Below are 15109 nucleotides of genomic sequence, written 5' to 3' on the forward strand. Positions count from 1 at the left end.
TTTTTATCCGGTCCGTTCACATATTCGCTTTCGCTTAACCGCTTGTTTGCGCTTGCGCTCTAAGTCTTCCCCGACGTAAGCGGGGAAATCACAGTCGTTTGGACACGGGTCTGCTCATAGCGCTGCTCAATCCGACGATAGCGTTGGCGCTCGGCGCTGCGTTCCTCGTGCTATGGTCCTATCAACGCCACCGCCCGTATCTCGCCGTGCTGGCGATCAGCTACAGTCTCTCGGCGGTCGGCTTCCTGCTGCAGTATTTCACCTTGCCGATCGGCATGCCGCTGACCAAGCTGGCGTCGAACATCTGCTTCACCATAGCCGGCTGCTGCCTGTCCGGCGCCGTCGTGCACCGCCATGGCCGCAAGGTGCCCTATGTTGGGATCGGCGTGCTGGCGGGCGGCGGCCTGGCTTCGTTGTGCTGGTTCCTGTTCGTCGCGCCGGATCTCACCTGGCGTATCCTGGCGATGAATTTCGCTTTCGGTGGGATCAGCCTTCTGGTCGCCGCCGAACTGCGCCCGGTGCGCCGCAACGGCCCGACCGAAAACATCCTGTTCGTGCTGTCGCTGCTGTCGGGCGTCAACTTCTTCGTGCGCACCCTTATCGTCGTAGTCGCGCACGGGCCCTTCACCAGTTATGACGGGTTCTACGGCTCGTCCTACTGGACGACGGCGCTTCTGTCGCACGCTCTGCTGTCGCTGCTCATTGCGCTGTGCCTGTTTTGCGCCGCCGCACTCGACGTGATGAAGGCGCTGAAAACGGAGACGCATACCGATCCGCTGTCGGGCCTGTTCAACCGCCGCGGTTTCGAGGAGCGAGGCATGCTGCTCTTGCGGCACTGCGCCACCGCGCGGTTTCCGGTCGCGCTGGTGCTGGCCGACCTCGATCATTTCAAGGCGCTCAACGACGTGCATGGACATGCGGCGGGCGATCGGGTGATCGCTGATTTCGCCGCCAAGCTTCGCTCCGCGGCAGGCGCACGCGGTGTTGCCGGGCGTATCGGCGGCGAGGAATTCGCCGTGCTGCTGCCGCTCAGCGACCTCGGCGCCGCGCGGCTGTTCGCCGAGGCCGTGCGAACGCTTTATTCGGCTGGCCATGTCGACGGGCTTCCTGTCGGCACCAAGGTCACCGCCAGCTTCGGCGTGGCGGCCCGAAGCGGTGACGAGGCGCTTGAGCCGCTGATGCGCCGTGCCGACGACGCGCTCTACAAAGCCAAAAAGAATGGCCGCGACAGCGTGCGCCTGTCTTATGAGCGGCCGGAAACGGCGTTCGTCCCGGAGCCGCTCAAGCTGGGCTGATCTCGCACGGCCGGGCCGAAAAAACCGGAACCATTTTTGACGACATGCACTAGCATTAACGTCTTCTTCGCCCGTCGATGCTTAGCTGTCGGCGCGGGTGCGGGAAGATCATGAGCGGCGCCAACTTCATCCTTTTGATCAATTTGTCGGTTGCAGGCCTGCTGGCGGCGTCCTTCATGGCGATTGCCATCCATGATGTCGGCCGCGCTGCGGCGCGCTGGCTGGCTTTTGGCTATCTGCTGGGGATGGCCTATTCGGCGATCGAATTCAGCATTCCCGCCTTCACCGACGCGCGGCTCCCGGTCGTTGCCGCCTTCGCGGTTTTCCTTGGCGCCACAATTGCGTTCAATGGCGGGCTTGCCCGCAAGTATGGCGTGGAGCCGCCCTGGCTGCCGATGCTGTTGTTCCTGGTCGCCACGACCATGGCCGTGTATTTCGTGCAGGACCTGCCACGCCAGTCGCTGGTCCGCATGATGGCCTACCAGCTTCCCTATGCGGTCATGCAGTTCGTCGGGCTGGCAATCGTCTGGTCATCGAGGCAAGGGCCCGCCCATCTCGATCGCATATTGATGGCCGTTCTGGCAGCGAGCGGCCTGCAGTTTGCCTCAAAGCCGTTCATTGCGCATGCGCTCGGCGGCTGGGGCGCCAATCCGCAAGCCTATCTGCAAAGCAGCTACGCGCTGGTGTCGCAATCGCTCGGCACGGTCTTTGCGTTGGCGCTGGCGCTGCTGATGCTGGCCATCCTGGTTCGCGACGTGCTTGCCGAAGTGACCTCGAAATCGGAGACGGACACGCTTTCGCGCCTGCTCAACCGCGGCGGCTTCACCCGCCATGCGGAGTTGGCGGTGCTTGGCGCGATGCGGCAAGGCGTGCCGGTCGCCCTGGTTATCGCCGACCTCGATCACTTCAAGAGCGTCAACGACAGTTTCGGCCATGCGTCCGGCGACCGGGTGATCGAGACTTTTGCAGGTTTCCTGCGTGAGGCCGCCGCCGGCCATCATGTCGCCGGCCGCATCGGCGGTGAGGAGTTCGCCATCATGCTGCCGGGAACCAATCTTGCCGCCGCCCGGCTGTTTGCCGAGGGCACCCGCAGTGCTTTCAGTGCGCTTCCCATAAACGGGCTGCCGGCGGACAATCGCTGCACAGCGAGTTTCGGCGTCGCCGAACTTCATCCGAGCGAAGATTTTACCGATCTGATGCGGCGCGCCGACCAGGCGCTCTATCAGGCGAAGAATGCCGGGCGCGATTGCGTGCGCATCTCGGCCGGGCCAGCCGACAACTGGTCGTCAGCCGGAATGGACGGCAGAGCAATTCCAGGAGAAATGTGAGACGTTTCCCCGAGAAAGGCGCGGTGCGCTTTCCCTTGGAAATTGCGTCCAAACACGAGTCTAGCGGCAGGGGCTGAGTTCCGGCATCTCACCGTCGGAAAGTCCGTACATATAGGAACGGCCCTTCACCAGCACCGGTGGCCGGTAGCAATCGCTGTAGCCTGATAGATCGTCGGCTTCGTTCTCGTAGATCACCTTGGGCTGGCCGGCGCTGGTGTAGTCGGACAGTTGCTTGGCCAGCCTGCCTTCGCCGACGAGGATGCGCTTGTAGCCGGCGGCACTGTCGATGACGAGATTGCCGAAGGAATCGGCGTAGACGCGATCCTGATGCCGCGCACCGGCGACTGCTGGCGCCACGAGGCCGACGACCGAGGCCGCCACTGTGAGCGCCGCAAGGCGCGATCTGCCCGAATTCGAACGCATGGCGTCCTCCATGTCTTGAGGAAAGCCTCCTCGAATCGGAAATTAACGCTTTCTTAACCTTTGTTAAGAGGCTGACGCGCTTCGCGGCGATGTCTCGGTGAACATGGTTAATATCCGTTAATATCCGACTGGATGGAAAACCCGGCGGCCATCATTCGGCCATGCTTGGCCGCACCATCGCGCCGGCGTTCGTCTCTGCGTCGGGATGACCTAAATCTTGGCAAAGCATTCGCGGCTGATTTGCCGCGCGGGAGGACGGCAAATGGCGGTACGCCGAATGGTTTGGGTGTCCGTTTTCCCGTTGCTCGTTACCGTTGCTGCCTGTGTGCCGCAGGATGGCGCGCCGAAGGCGGTCAATTCGTCTGCGCCGGCTCAGCCGTCCATCGCAGCCGCGGCGCCCCCGGCAGCTGCAACCAAGATCACCACCGACCTTACTGCGCCGCGATCCGGCATAGGCACGGCCACCTACAGATGCGGCAATAACGGCATGATTGCCATCCAGAATCTCGGCACGTCATTGCGTGTGGTCGGGTCCGACGGCGCGACCGAGGAGTTTGCGGCGTCGCCTGCCAACCAGAGCAGCCGCTACCAGGCGGGCACACATGACGCAATCGTGATCGACGGAAGCGAAGCGCTGGTGATGAAGAAGGGGTCGACGCCGCAGACCTGCAAACGCTAGCGCCAATCTCGATATCACTGGGCCCGGTGACAGGCATGCTGCACTGCAGCGATATCGAGCCGGCTTCGGGCCCCAGCGCTAATCGATTGAAGCCGGGACCTTGCCGTTTAGTCAGACTAAATTACGTTTTCGAAACGGTTTTCTGGCTTTGACGCGGTGCAAAAAGAGCATTAGAAACCGGCTGTCCGAAGTCGCAACCGGAAGCGGCAATGCCGCATTTCCACATGAGGCAGGAGACGCCGAACTGGGGGAGCCATGAGCAAATCACCAGCCACCCGCGAATTTGCCAGACGTGAACGGCCGCTTTCGCCACATCTGAGCGTGTACCGGCCGCCGATCACGATGACGATGTCGATCATCCATCGCATCACGGGCGGGGCGCTGTATTTCGGTACGCTGCTGGTCGCGCTGTGGCTGATGGCTGCGGCAAGCTCGCAGGCGACGTTCGACTGGGTCAACTGGGCCTTCGGCACCTGGCTCGGCCGGTTGATCCTGTTCGGCTACACCTGGGCGCTGATGCACCACATGCTGGGTGGCGTGCGCCATCTGGTCTGGGACACCGGCAACGGTCTGGAGAAGCACACGGCCTCGAAGATCGCCTGGGCCACGCTGGCCGGCTCCATCCTGCTCACGCTGCTGATCTGGATCGCCGGCTATATGGCGCGGGGAGCCTGATCATGAGCGACAACAACTCCGACATGCGCACGCCGCTGGCGAAGGTCCGCGGCCTCGGGTCCGCCCGCGAGGGCACCGGACATTTCTGGCGCCAGCGCCTGACCGCGATCGCCAACATCCCGCTGATGCTGTTCTTCGTCGGTTTCCTGATTGCACTCAACGGCGCCGACTATGAGCATGTGCGGGCAGCTCTTGCCAATCCGTTCGTGGCGATGGTGATGGCCCTGGTGCTGGTCTCCGGGCTCACCCATATGCGCCTCGGCATGCAGGCGATCATCGAGGATTACGTGCATGGCGAGGGCATGAAGCTGGCGCTGATCGCGCTCAACACATTTTTCCCCATAGCGGTCGGCGTCGCCTCGATCTTCGCCCTGCTCAAGCTGACATTCGGAGGCTGAGTTGGCCAAGGACGCAAAACGAGCCAACAGCGCTGGCTATACTTATGTCGACCACAAGTTCGACGTCGTTGTCGTCGGCGCCGGCGGTGCCGGGCTGCGCGCCACGCTCGGCATGGCCGAACAGGGCCTGCGCACCGCCTGCATCACCAAGGTGTTCCCGACCCGCTCGCACACGGTGGCGGCGCAGGGCGGCATTGCCGCTTCACTTGCGAATATGGGACCCGACAATTGGCAATGGCACCTTTTCGATACCGTCAAGGGATCGGATTGGCTGGGTGACATCGACGCGCAGGAGTACATGGTCCAGCAGGCGCCCGCCGCCGTCTACGAACTCGAACATTACGGCGTGCCGTTCTCGCGCACCGAGGAGGGCAAGATCTATCAGCGGCCGTTCGGCGGCATGATGATGAATTTCGGCGAAGGCCCGCCGGTGCAGCGCACATGCGCCGCCGCAGACCGGACCGGCCACGCCATGCTGCACACGCTCTATGGCCAGTCGCTGAAGAACAATGCCCAGTTCTTCATCGAGTATTTCGCACTCGACCTGATCATGGAGCCGGACGGGACCTGTACAGGCGTCGTCGCATGGAACCTCGACGACGGCACCATCCACCGCTTCTCGGCCAAGATGGTGGTGCTGGCGACAGGCGGCTATGGCCGCACCTATTTCTCGGCCACCTCGGCGCACACCTGCACCGGCGACGGCGGCGGCATGGCCGCGCGGGCGGGTTTCGCGCTTCAGGACATGGAGTTCGTGCAGTTCCACCCGACCGGAATCTACGGCGCCGGCTGCCTGATCACCGAGGGCGCGCGCGGCGAGGGCGGCTATCTCGTCAACTCCGAGGGCGAGCGTTTCATGGAGCGCTACGCGCCATCGGCCAAGGACCTTGCCTCGCGCGATGTCGTCTCGCGCTGCATGACGCTTGAGATCCGCGAAGGCCGCGGCGTCGGCCCGAAGAAGGACCATATCTTCCTGCACCTCGACCACCTCGATCCGGCCGTGCTGCATGAGCGGCTGCCGGGCATTTCGGAATCGGCCAAGATCTTTGCCGGCGTCGACCTGACCAAGGAGCCGATCCCGGTGCTGCCGACGGTGCACTACAATATGGGCGGCGTGCCGACCAACTACTGGGGCGAGGTGCTCAACCCGACGGCACTCAATCCCGACCAGGTGTCGCCGGGGCTGATGGCGGTCGGAGAGGCCGGCTGCGCCTCGGTGCATGGCGCCAACCGGCTCGGTTCGAACTCGCTGATCGACCTGGTGGTGTTCGGCCGCGCGGCGGCGATCCGGGCGGGCCAGGTCATCGACCGCAATTCGGCAATTCCTTCGCCCAATGAGGCCTCGGTCGAAAAGATCATGGACCGCTTCGATCGGCTGCGCCACGCCAGCGGCTCGACGCCGACGGCGGTACTGCGCGAGAAGATGCAGAAGGCGATGCAGGAAGACGCGGCGGTGTTCCGTACCCAGGAATCGCTGGACAGCGGCTGCGAACGCATTTCGCAGATCTGGGGCGAGCTCAGGGATGTCAAGGTGTTCGATCGCTCGATGATCTGGAACTCCGACCTTGTCGAAACGCTGGAACTGGAAAACCTGATGGCCAACGCCATCACCACGGTCTACGGCGCCGCGGCGCGCAAGGAGAGCCGTGGCGCGCATGCGCGGGAGGATTTTTCAGCCCGAGATGATGCCAACTGGCGCAAGCACACGCTGGCCAGGCTCAGCGAAGACGGCAAGGTGACGCTCAGCTATCGGCCAGTGCACACCGAACTGCTGCTCAAGGAACAAGATGGGGGTATCAACCCGGTCAAGATCGCACCGAAGGCCAGGGTGTATTGACGATGGCGCTGGCGGCCTCGGGATATTCCGGCACGCCCCTTCCGGCCAAGCTCGGCCTGAAGGACGGCATGACCGCCGCCTTCATCGCGCTCCCCGATGATCTCAGCGATCTCACTGAGGCCGTTGACTTCGCTCAAGTCGATCGGCTGGCCGATTGGTCTGATATTTCGGGAACGATCCTGAAATACGACGCCGTCCATGCCTTCGCCCGGCAACGCGCCGAGATCGAGGATCGCCTCGGCGATGTCGAGGCAGCGATCAAGCGCGACGGCATGGTCTGGGTATCCTGGCCGAAAAAGGCTTCGAAAGTGGCCACTGACGTCACCGAAGGTGTTGTTCGCGCCGCGGCGCTGAAGCGCGATCTGGTCGACGTGAAAGTGGCCGCCGTCAATGAAATCTGGTCCGGGCTGAAGCTCGTCATCCGAAAGGACCTGAGGTAATGGTCGAACTGACACTCCCCAAGAATTCGCAGATCAAGGCGGGCAAAACCTGGCCGAAGCCGGAGGGCGCAACCAACCTGCGCGAGTACCGCATTTACCGCTGGTCACCGGACGATGACGAGAACCCGCGCATCGACACCTATTTCGTCGACATGGACGATTGCGGGCCGATGGTGCTCGACGCGCTGCTCTGGATCAAGAACAAGATCGATCCGACGCTGACCTTGCGCCGCTCCTGCCGCGAGGGCATTTGCGGCTCCTGCGCCATGAACATCGACGGCTCCAACACGCTGGCCTGCACCAAGGGATGCGACGACATTTCCGGCGCCGTCAAGGTCTATCCGCTGCCGCATATGCAGGTGGTCAAGGATTTGGTGCCGGACCTTACCAATTTCTACGCCCAGCATGCCTCGATCCAGCCATGGCTGAAGACGGTGTCGCCTGAGCCGGCCAAGGAATGGCTGCAGAGCCATGAGGACCGCGAGAAGCTCGACGGGCTCTACGAGTGCATCCTGTGCGCCTGCTGCTCGACCTCGTGCCCGAGCTATTGGTGGAACGGCGATCGCTATCTCGGTCCGGCAACGCTTTTGCAGGCCTATCGCTGGCTGATCGATAGCCGCGACGAGGCCAAGGGCGAGCGGCTCGACGATCTCGAGGATCCGTTCCGGCTCTATCGCTGCCACACCATCATGAACTGCGCGCAAACGTGCCCCAAGGGCCTCAACCCGGCCAAGGCGATCGCCGAGATCAAGAAGATGATGGTTGAGAGAAGGGTCTAGGCGGCAGGTTGGTTGCCGGCGCGAGCAAATCCAATGAGCGATGATCTTCCAATTCTTTCCCCCGTCGAGGCGCGCATCCTCGGCTGCCTGATCGAGAAGAAGGAGCTGACGCCGGATGTCTATCCGCTGACGCTCAATGCAGCACTGGCCGCCGCCAACCAGAAGACGGCGCGCGAGCCGGTGATGGCGCTGGAACAGGTCGAGGTGCACCGGGGGCTGAAGCTGCTCGAACAAAAGGGGCTGGTGCGGCAGATGTTCGGTTCGCGCGTCGAGCGCTACGAGCACCAGATGGCGCAGCGCTTCTCGCTGACGACGCCGCAGACCGCTTTGATCGGCCTGCTGTTGCTGCGCGGGCCGCAGACGGCACATGAACTGCTGGCGCGGAGCGAGCGTATGGCGCGATTCTCATCGATCGAAGATCTGCGCGCCGAACTCGACATGCTGATCGGCCGCCGACCGCCACTCATCCAGGAAATCCCGCGCGGACCGGGCCAACGCGAGGACCGCTACGTGCATCTCCTCAGCGGCCCTGTGGACGTTGCAGCCCTTTCGGCGCAGCGGAGTGCATCGGCCCTGCCGGCTTCCGACCTGGAGGCGCGGTTGGAGGTGCTGGAGCAGGAAGTCGCCGCACTTCGCGCCCGGCTAGACGCGCTGGGCGCATAACCCCGGCGCGCCTGTGCGTTCGCGCCGGGTCATCACGCTGGATCCAGCGTGCTCAGCCGAGCCGAGCGTCAAGCGATACATTTATGGCGCCGAGCGCCTTCGAGACCGGACATCCGGCCTTGGCCTTTTCGGCCAGCTCCCCAAATTTCGCGGCATCGATGCCGGGCACCTTGCCGACCACCGTGAGGGCGCTGCCGGTGATCCCCGTGCCGGGAACCAGCGTCACCACCGCCTTGGCGTCGAGTTCGGTGGCGGGCGTGCCGTTCTCGGCCAGGAAATGCGAGAACTGCATGGCAAAGCAGCCGGCGTGCGCCGCCGCGATCAGCTCTTCCGGATTGGTGCCGGATTTGCCGCTTTCGTCCTCGAAGCGTGCCTTGAACGAATAGGGCGTGCCCTTCAGGGTTCCGCTCTGGGTGTCGAGCGTGCCCGTGCCCCCCTTCAGATCGCCTTTCCAGACGGCGTTTGCGGTGCGGTCCATGAATTCCTCCTTGGTTGTCGTGGCTGGGGTTGCCGCGGCTGGTTGCCTGGGGGAGCCCCGGCGTCCGGTCAACTATAGCGCGCGCGAAGGCGAAGGCCACTGCGCTCTTTGAACCACTGCGCAGTTGGTGGCCAAATTCTTTTCGAAAAAGTGCATGTGCAAAAATGTCGGCTTTGATCTCCCGCGCCCGTCCTGCGGGCGGCCACGAGGTTGTGGCCGGATGGAGGTTCGTATGGACAATCTGTTTTTCGCACCGTGGAAAGGCGCAGGCCGCAATGCCTGCCGACCGGAAGACTTCTGGTTGCACCCGCCGGCGTCCGGTTTTGGCCGGCTTCTGGTCGCGGTTGCCATCATCGGCATCGCGGCGTGCCTTCTCGACCATGCGGCAGCGGTCAGGGGCAACGCTGACACGCTCGTCACCGCGTCCTATGGTTCGACTGGTTCGACGCAGCAAGGGAGCTGGAAATGAAATATGTCTGTCTGGTCTATGGTGAGGAAAAGGACCTCCATGCCATGACGCCGGAGCGTCTGGCCAAGCTCGATGCCGATTCGATGGCTCATGACCGTTCGTTGGATCAGCGTGGGATACTGATCATCGCCCAGGCGCTGCAATCGGTGAAAACGTCGAAGACCCTTCGCAGGCGCAAGGGCAAGAGCCTGATCACCGACGGCCCGTTCGCCGAAACCAAGGAGCAATTGCTCGGCTTCGTCATGATCGAGGCTGATAATCTTGACCAGGCGCTGGAGATCGCCGCCGAGATTCCGCTGGCCGAAATCGGCACTATCGAGGTGCGCGCGATCTACGATGTGCCGGGATCGTAGAGGCGATTCCTTCGTCGCCCGTCGTCTGGAGCGGTGGTTTCATCGGAAGCGCCTGGCGGGGTCCGAGTTCTTCGCCCGGCGCAACTCTTGCATGTTGAAGCACCGCAAGAGTTCTCCTATCGTTGGCGGGATTTTGGGGGGTGTCGGCATGCCGTTCTTGATTGCTGTCCTTGGCGTGCTGGGCGCGGCGGCGTTCTGGTGGTACCGGATGAAGGCCATGAACGAGGCTGCGCGTGACGTTGCCGATGTCATCGGCCGGGTCCAGGGTTCGGTGCGCCGCAAGAAGCTGCGCAAGCAGGCGGCCCTGTCGCCACTGACCGCGATCGACGATCCGGTGGTGGCCGCCGCGACGCTGATCACCGCAATCGTCTCCGAGGAAGGGCCGGTCCTGCCGCGACGCGAGGCTGTCATTCGCTTGGTGATCTCCGAGATCGCCGACAAGAAGAAGACGGACGAAGCGGTGATCTACGCCAAATGGGCGGCAGCACAGATCGACGACACCACTGTTGTCATCGACAAGCTGGCGCCGTTCCTGCGCGAACGCCTCGATGTCGCCGAGCGCAACGACCTGCTGCAGATGGTCAACCGCGCCGCCCAAGGCGGCGAGAAACGCCTCGAGATATCCGACCAGCGCATACTGCGGCTGCGGCAGAAGCTGGGTTTCGAGGTGAACTAGGGGTATGCTGATATTCAGGTGATGCCGGCCTGCGAACGGCAGCTTCCTGCGCTTCCGGTTCTCGCGTACCCAAACGTACGCTCCGCTCCGGTTCTCGAAACCCACCGTTCTCGACTCGGCCTGATCTGAATCTCAACACACCCTTGCGTGTAATGACACCCCGATCAGATCGCCTCGCCCTTCAACAATCGAGGCGTGCTAGCGGACAGTCCCGACGCCTGGCGGATGAAGAACTCCTTCAGGCGCGGCATGCGTTCGACCAAGCCGAGGCCGATGTCGCGGACGGCGCGCAGCGGGCCGATGTCGTTGGAAAACAGCCGGTTCAGCACATCCGTCGTGATGCCCATCTGGACCGTGTCGAAGCGGCGCCATTGCTGGTAGCGTTCGAGCACGTCGAGCGCGCCGATATCCTGGCCGATCCGGTCGGCCTCGACGATCACCTCGGCAAGTGCGGCGACATCCTTGAAGCCGAGATTGAGGCCCTGTCCGGCGATCGGATGGATGCCGTGGGCGGCGTCGCCGGCGAGCGCGATGCGCGGAGCGACGAAAGCGCGGGCGATGGTGAGGCCGAGCGGCCAGGCGCGCGGCTTGTCGGCAACGCGGATCTCGCCGAGCTTCAGACTAAAGCGCTGTTCGAGTTCATGCTCGAAGACGAGGTCGTCACCGGCCACCAGCTTCTCGGCATCCTGCGTGCGCTCGACCCAGACGATCGACGAGCGATTGGTGCCGTCCTCGCTGGGCTTGAGCGGCAACGTCGCGAAAGGGCCGGCCGGCAGGAAATGCTCTTCGGCGCGGCCGTTGTGCGGGCGTTCATGCGCGACCGTGCAGACGATGCCGGACTGGCCATATTCCCACTTCACCGTCTTGATGCCGGCCATGTCGCGCAGCTTGGAGTTGACGCCGTCGGCGGCGACCAGCAGCCGCGCCTTCAGTGTCGCACCGTCGGCGAGATGCACGGTGATGCCACCGCCGTTGGTCTCGAAACCCTGCACCGCCACGCCTTCGATGATGTCGATGCCGAGTTTCTCGGCGCGGGCCCGCAAGGCGCCGTTCAGCACTTTGTTGGCGACCATATGTGCGAACGGCTCGCCCGGCGCCACTTCGCCGTCGAAGGTCAGGAAGACCGGACGCACCGGATCGGAAGTGCGCGAATCGGTGATGATCATCTCGGTGATCGCCTGGGCCTGCGGCGCCATTTCGGCCCACACGCCGAGCTGGTCGAGCATCCGGCAGGCGGCGGCGGCAATGGCCGAAGCGCGGCCATCCCTTTGCCAGACACCGGCCGGCGCGGCATCGACGAGAGCGACGGCAAGGCCCGGACGGGCCTGCTTCAGCGATACGGCGCTGGCCAGGCCGACATAACCGGCGCCGGCGACCAGAACATCGAGTCCAGGCTTGGTTTTCGTGTCCACCTTGCGTTGCATCAACTTCGCTCCTTGCGCGCCAGCCGCGTCTTGCGCCCTTGACTGCCTGTCCGTCCTGTCGGAAACCGCCATAACACTTCTGCTGCGAGGGCGCGAAATATGACGGCCGCCATGGACGAGCTTCTCGGCATTCTCGACCTCGAGAAGCTGGAACACAATCTGTATCGTGGTCGCAGTCCCTTGCTCGACTGGCAGCGCGTCTTCGGCGGCCAGACCATCGCCCAGGCGCTGGTCGCGGCGCAGCGAACCGTCGACCCTGATCGTCACGTGCATTCGCTGCATGGCTATTTCATGCGGCCCGGCGACACCAAGGTGCCGATCGTGTACGAGGTCGACCGCATCCGCGACGGCGGCTCCTTCACCACGCGGCGCGTGGTGGCGATCCAGCACGGCCAGGCGATCTTTTCGCTGGAGGCGTCGTTCCAGCAGGATGAGGTCGGTCTCGAACACCAGGTGCCGATGCCGCAGGACGTTGCCGGACCCGACACGTTGCTGTCACAGCGCGAGTTGCTGGGCAAGTTCGGCGAGGCGGTGCCCGAAGGCATCAAACGCTATTGGGAGCGCGACCGGCCGATCGAGATGAAGCCGGTGATGCTGAAGCATTACACGAGCCGCGAAAAGTTGGAGCCGAAGCAGAACATCTGGATCCGCACCACCGGTCCGGTTCCGGCGGATCGCGCCATCCAGGCGGCGGTGCTCGCCTATCTCTCAGACATGACGCTGCTCGACACCTCGACCTTTGCGCATGGCCGCGCCATTTTCGACCGCGATATCCAGGCGGCGAGCCTCGACCATGCCATGTGGTTCCACCGCAGCCATGCGCTCGACGATTGGATGCTCTACACGCAGGACAGCCCGTCGACACAGGGCTCGCGCGGCTTCACGCGCGGGTCGCTGTTTGCCCGCGACGGCACGTTGATTGCCTCGGTTGCGCAGGAAGGGCTGATCCGGCTCAAGCGACCGCCTACAGAGTAGGCATTTTTCGAAAATTGCATAGTTTTTAAGCAGATGCTTTGCCGTTGTTGCGGGCACCTCACGGCTTCGGCCGCCTTCATCCCTTTGTTTACAACGGGTTAACACCCTGCTTCGGCACTTGGCACGGAGCTTGAATCCACGTGGGCACTCTCCGGCTCTTTAGGATCGGTGAAGTCGTGCAAACGCGGGGGACCGCAACAGCAAAGGGTGCAACCTTATGAAAATCGTGATGGCAATCATCAAGCCGTTCAAGCTCGACGAGGTCCGCGAAGCGCTTACCGCCGTCGGCATCCAGGGCCTGACCGTCACCGAAGTCAAAGGCTACGGGCGTCAGAAAGGGCACACGGAAATCTATCGCGGGGCGGAATACGCGGTCAGCTTCCTGCCGAAGATCAAGATCGAAGTCGCGGTCAGTGCCGACATGGTCGACAAGGCCGTCGAAGCCATCACCTCAGCCGCCAAGACCGGCCAGATCGGCGACGGCAAGATCTTCGTTTTCGGCATCGATCAGGCGGTGCGCATCCGCACCGGCGAAACAGACACCGACGCGCTCTGAGCGGCGATCACGTATTCCAATGGAGAGTTCAATGAATATTCCTTCTACCTTGAAGACGACGGGACGGGCCGCCCTTTTGGGTTCGCTCGCTCTCGCAGCATTGGGCACGGTCGCCGCCTTCGCGCAGGAAGCGGCTCCTGCCGCGGCAGCGGCTGCACCGGCTGCCCCAACCCCGGTGCTCGACACCGGCAATACCGCCTGGATGCTGACCTCGACGGCGCTCGTGCTGATGATGACCATCCCGGGCCTGGCGCTGTTTTACGGCGGCATGGTGCGCAAGAAGAACGTGCTCGCCACCATCATGCAGAGCTTTGCCATCACCTGCCTGGTGACGGTGCTGTGGTTCATGTTCGGCTATTCGCTGGCCTTTTCCGACGGCGGCGGCATGAACAGCTATCTCGGCGGCACCTCGAAATTCTTCCATCACGGCATCACCACTGCCTCGCTGTGGCTGCCGGGCGTCGCGAATATTCCTGAATTCGTGTTCTCGATGTTCCAGATGACCTTCGCCATCATCACTCCGGCGCTGATTGCCGGCGCCTTCGCCGAACGCTTCAAGTTCTCGGCGCTGCTGATCTTCATGGCGCTGTGGCTGCTGGTCATCTACGTGCCGATCGCGCATTGGGTCTGGGGTGGCGGCTTCCTCGGCACGGCCGGCGTGCTCGACTTTGCCGGCGGCACGGTCGTCCACATCAACGCCGGTGTCGCGGGTCTCGTCTGCGCGCTGGTTCTCGGCAAGCGTGAAGGCTACGGCGCCACCAACATGGCGCCGCACAACCTGGTCTATTCGGTGATCGGCGCTTCGCTGCTGTGGGTCGGCTGGTTCGGCTTCAACGCCGGTTCGGAACTGGCCGCCGACGGCCTCGCCGGCGCTGCCATGCTCAACACCCAGGTTGCGACCGCAGCCGCGGCACTCGCCTGGATGTTCGCCGAATGGATCGTCGCCAAGAAGCCTTCGGTGCTCGGCATTATCTCCGGCGCCGTCGCCGGCCTGGTCGCGGTGACACCTGCCTCCGGCTTCGTCAACCCGACCGGCGCCTTCATCGTCGGCATCGTTGCGGGCGTCGTCTGCTACCTCTCGGCGGTCAAGGTCAAGCACATGTTCGGCTATGACGACTCGCTTGATGCCTTCGGCGTGCATGGCGTCGGCGGTGTCATCGGCGCTCTGCTCACCGGTGTTCTCGCCGATCCGGCGATCAACAGCCTCGGTGCAGGCGCTTCGCTCGGCAAGCAGATCTACGGCGTCGCCGTCACCATCGTGTGGACGGGGATTGCAACCTTCGTGATCCTCTACATCGTCAAGGCGCTGGTCGGCCTGCGTCCGACGACCCAGGAAGAGGTCGAAGGCCTCGACATCTCCCAGCATGGCGAAGTGGTGCCGTAAGGCCAGCTCCGCCTCACGGGGCCGGTGGAACCTCCTCCCGCCGGCCCCCCAAACCATCCCGTCGTGACACTCTCGAAAGGAGTTCACGCATTGAGGCCCGGATAATTTCCGGGCCTCTTTTTTGCCAGGATGCGGCGATGAGCAAGCCGCACGCCGAATTCTGCGCAAACCTGCAGGCGCTCGGTGGCGCCAACTGACCTGCCGGGCCCCAGCCCGATCTTTTGTTGCCAAAAACGGACAATGGCGGGCACGCAGGCCCGCTATTGTCTCGTTCCGC

18 protein-coding genes are annotated in these 15109 nt (G+C 63.4%); 15 read left to right on the forward strand and 3 right to left on the reverse strand.

Features of this window, described 5'->3' with window-relative positions; translation table 11 throughout:
- Positions 1-98: 98 nt before the first annotated feature.
- Both NKJ90_RS13815 and NKJ90_RS13820 read left to right on the forward strand, forming a co-directional pair.
- Positions 99-1295: a GGDEF domain-containing protein gene (locus tag NKJ90_RS13815; RefSeq protein ID WP_023760960.1), complete on the forward strand. Its 1197-nt coding sequence runs from the start codon at positions 99-101 to the stop codon at positions 1293-1295.
- Between the two features lie 110 nt (positions 1296-1405).
- Positions 1406-2623 carry a GGDEF domain-containing protein gene (locus NKJ90_RS13820; RefSeq protein WP_023760959.1) on the forward strand — a complete coding sequence of 406 codons (1218 nt, stop codon included), beginning with the start codon at positions 1406-1408 and terminating at the stop codon, positions 2621-2623.
- A gap of 60 nt (positions 2624-2683) precedes the next feature.
- Here the strand turns inward: NKJ90_RS13820 and NKJ90_RS13825 are convergent, their stop codons facing one another.
- Positions 2684-3046 carry a hypothetical protein gene (locus tag NKJ90_RS13825; RefSeq protein ID WP_023760958.1) on the reverse strand — a complete coding sequence of 121 codons (363 nt, stop codon included), beginning with the start codon at positions 3044-3046 and terminating at the stop codon, positions 2684-2686.
- Between the two features lie 262 nt (positions 3047-3308).
- On the opposite strand from NKJ90_RS13825, the gene NKJ90_RS13830 reads away from it, so the two are divergent.
- From NKJ90_RS13830 to NKJ90_RS13860, 7 genes are all read left to right on the forward strand, one after another.
- Positions 3309-3725, forward strand: coding sequence for a hypothetical protein (locus NKJ90_RS13830; RefSeq protein WP_023760957.1), 417 nt, complete (start codon positions 3309-3311; stop codon positions 3723-3725).
- Positions 3726-3980: 255 nt separating this feature from the next.
- The gene (gene sdhC / locus NKJ90_RS13835) at positions 3981-4400 is read left to right on the forward strand and encodes a succinate dehydrogenase, cytochrome b556 subunit (protein WP_352486155.1); all 420 of its coding nucleotides are present in this window, start codon (positions 3981-3983) and stop codon (positions 4398-4400) included.
- A 2-nt stretch (positions 4401-4402) separates the two neighbouring features.
- Positions 4403-4798 (forward strand): succinate dehydrogenase, hydrophobic membrane anchor protein, encoded by a 396-nt coding sequence (gene sdhD, locus NKJ90_RS13840; RefSeq protein ID WP_023760955.1) that lies wholly within the window; start codon positions 4403-4405, stop codon positions 4796-4798.
- 1 nt (position 4799) lies between these two features.
- Positions 4800-6635, forward strand: coding sequence for a succinate dehydrogenase flavoprotein subunit (gene sdhA, locus NKJ90_RS13845; protein WP_023760954.1), 1836 nt, complete (start codon positions 4800-4802; stop codon positions 6633-6635).
- A gap of 2 nt (positions 6636-6637) precedes the next feature.
- Positions 6638-7075 (forward strand): DUF3052 family protein, encoded by a 438-nt coding sequence (locus NKJ90_RS13850; RefSeq protein ID WP_023760953.1) that lies wholly within the window; start codon positions 6638-6640, stop codon positions 7073-7075.
- Positions 7075-7854 carry a succinate dehydrogenase iron-sulfur subunit gene (locus NKJ90_RS13855; RefSeq protein WP_023760952.1) on the forward strand — a complete coding sequence of 260 codons (780 nt, stop codon included), beginning with the start codon at positions 7075-7077 and terminating at the stop codon, positions 7852-7854. The genes NKJ90_RS13850 and NKJ90_RS13855 overlap by 1 nt, the downstream gene beginning before the upstream one ends.
- 33 nt (positions 7855-7887) lie before the next feature.
- A complete protein-coding gene (locus NKJ90_RS13860) occupies positions 7888-8517 on the forward strand; it encodes a YceH family protein (RefSeq protein WP_023760951.1) in 630 nt (209 codons plus the stop codon).
- A 52-nt stretch (positions 8518-8569) separates the two neighbouring features.
- Here the strand turns inward: NKJ90_RS13860 and NKJ90_RS13865 are convergent, their stop codons facing one another.
- Entirely contained in the window at positions 8570-8995 is a 426-nt protein-coding gene (locus NKJ90_RS13865; RefSeq protein ID WP_023760950.1) for an OsmC family protein, read from the reverse strand.
- Between the two features lie 232 nt (positions 8996-9227).
- On the opposite strand from NKJ90_RS13865, the gene NKJ90_RS13870 reads away from it, so the two are divergent.
- From NKJ90_RS13870 to NKJ90_RS13880, 3 genes are all read left to right on the forward strand, one after another.
- A complete protein-coding gene (locus NKJ90_RS13870) occupies positions 9228-9464 on the forward strand; it encodes a hypothetical protein (RefSeq protein WP_023760949.1) in 237 nt (78 codons plus the stop codon).
- Positions 9461-9817 (forward strand): YciI family protein, encoded by a 357-nt coding sequence (locus NKJ90_RS13875; RefSeq protein ID WP_023760948.1) that lies wholly within the window; start codon positions 9461-9463, stop codon positions 9815-9817. The genes NKJ90_RS13870 and NKJ90_RS13875 overlap by 4 nt, the downstream gene beginning before the upstream one ends.
- Before the next feature lie 148 nt (positions 9818-9965).
- Positions 9966-10493, forward strand: a complete 528-nt coding sequence (locus NKJ90_RS13880; RefSeq protein WP_023760947.1) for a hypothetical protein — start codon at positions 9966-9968, stop codon at positions 10491-10493.
- A gap of 164 nt (positions 10494-10657) precedes the next feature.
- Here the strand turns inward: NKJ90_RS13880 and NKJ90_RS13885 are convergent, their stop codons facing one another.
- Positions 10658-11917, reverse strand: a complete 1260-nt coding sequence (locus NKJ90_RS13885; RefSeq protein WP_023760946.1) for a ubiquinone biosynthesis hydroxylase — start codon at positions 11915-11917, stop codon at positions 10658-10660.
- Between the two features lie 99 nt (positions 11918-12016).
- Here NKJ90_RS13885 and tesB point away from each other — a divergent pair, with 99 nt between their 5' ends.
- The 3 genes from tesB to NKJ90_RS13900 all read left to right on the forward strand — a co-directional run bounded on the left by tesB (position 12017) and on the right by NKJ90_RS13900 (position 14832).
- Positions 12017-12892, forward strand: coding sequence for an acyl-CoA thioesterase II (gene tesB / locus NKJ90_RS13890; RefSeq protein WP_023760945.1), 876 nt, complete (start codon positions 12017-12019; stop codon positions 12890-12892).
- A 217-nt stretch (positions 12893-13109) separates the two neighbouring features.
- Complete coding sequence (locus tag NKJ90_RS13895; protein WP_023760944.1) at positions 13110-13448, forward strand: P-II family nitrogen regulator; 339 nt, start codon at positions 13110-13112, stop codon at positions 13446-13448.
- 31 nt (positions 13449-13479) lie between these two features.
- A complete protein-coding gene (locus tag NKJ90_RS13900) occupies positions 13480-14832 on the forward strand; it encodes an ammonium transporter (protein WP_023760943.1) in 1353 nt (450 codons plus the stop codon).
- Positions 14833-15109: the final 277 nt, after the last annotated feature.

The organism is Mesorhizobium sp. M0051 (assembly GCF_040323235.1).
Classification (GTDB): Bacteria; Pseudomonadota; Alphaproteobacteria; order Rhizobiales; family Rhizobiaceae; genus Mesorhizobium.

Excerpts from the sequence above, each read along its gene's own strand:
- NKJ90_RS13820 (WP_023760959.1), top strand. The coding sequence starts at position 1,406 with ATGAGCGGCGCCAACTTCATCCTTTTGATCAATTTGTCGGTTGCAGGC.
- NKJ90_RS13825 (WP_023760958.1), bottom strand. The coding sequence starts at position 3,046 with ATGCGTTCGAATTCGGGCAGATCGCGCCTTGCGGCGCTCACAGTGGCG.
- NKJ90_RS13830 (WP_023760957.1), top strand. The coding sequence starts at position 3,309 with ATGGCGGTACGCCGAATGGTTTGGGTGTCCGTTTTCCCGTTGCTCGTT.
- sdhC (WP_352486155.1), top strand. The coding sequence starts at position 3,981 with ATGAGCAAATCACCAGCCACCCGCGAATTTGCCAGACGTGAACGGCCG.
- sdhD (WP_023760955.1), top strand. The coding sequence starts at position 4,403 with ATGAGCGACAACAACTCCGACATGCGCACGCCGCTGGCGAAGGTCCGC.
- NKJ90_RS13850 (WP_023760953.1), top strand. The coding sequence starts at position 6,638 with ATGGCGCTGGCGGCCTCGGGATATTCCGGCACGCCCCTTCCGGCCAAG.
- NKJ90_RS13855 (WP_023760952.1), top strand. The coding sequence starts at position 7,075 with ATGGTCGAACTGACACTCCCCAAGAATTCGCAGATCAAGGCGGGCAAA.
- NKJ90_RS13860 (WP_023760951.1), top strand. The coding sequence starts at position 7,888 with ATGAGCGATGATCTTCCAATTCTTTCCCCCGTCGAGGCGCGCATCCTC.
- NKJ90_RS13865 (WP_023760950.1), bottom strand. The coding sequence starts at position 8,995 with ATGGACCGCACCGCAAACGCCGTCTGGAAAGGCGATCTGAAGGGGGGC.
- NKJ90_RS13870 (WP_023760949.1), top strand. The coding sequence starts at position 9,228 with ATGGACAATCTGTTTTTCGCACCGTGGAAAGGCGCAGGCCGCAATGCC.
- NKJ90_RS13875 (WP_023760948.1), top strand. The coding sequence starts at position 9,461 with ATGAAATATGTCTGTCTGGTCTATGGTGAGGAAAAGGACCTCCATGCC.
- NKJ90_RS13880 (WP_023760947.1), top strand. The coding sequence starts at position 9,966 with ATGCCGTTCTTGATTGCTGTCCTTGGCGTGCTGGGCGCGGCGGCGTTC.
- NKJ90_RS13885 (WP_023760946.1), bottom strand. The coding sequence starts at position 11,917 with ATGCAACGCAAGGTGGACACGAAAACCAAGCCTGGACTCGATGTTCTG.
- tesB (WP_023760945.1), top strand. The coding sequence starts at position 12,017 with ATGACGGCCGCCATGGACGAGCTTCTCGGCATTCTCGACCTCGAGAAG.
- NKJ90_RS13895 (WP_023760944.1), top strand. The coding sequence starts at position 13,110 with ATGAAAATCGTGATGGCAATCATCAAGCCGTTCAAGCTCGACGAGGTC.
- NKJ90_RS13900 (WP_023760943.1), top strand. The coding sequence starts at position 13,480 with ATGAATATTCCTTCTACCTTGAAGACGACGGGACGGGCCGCCCTTTTG.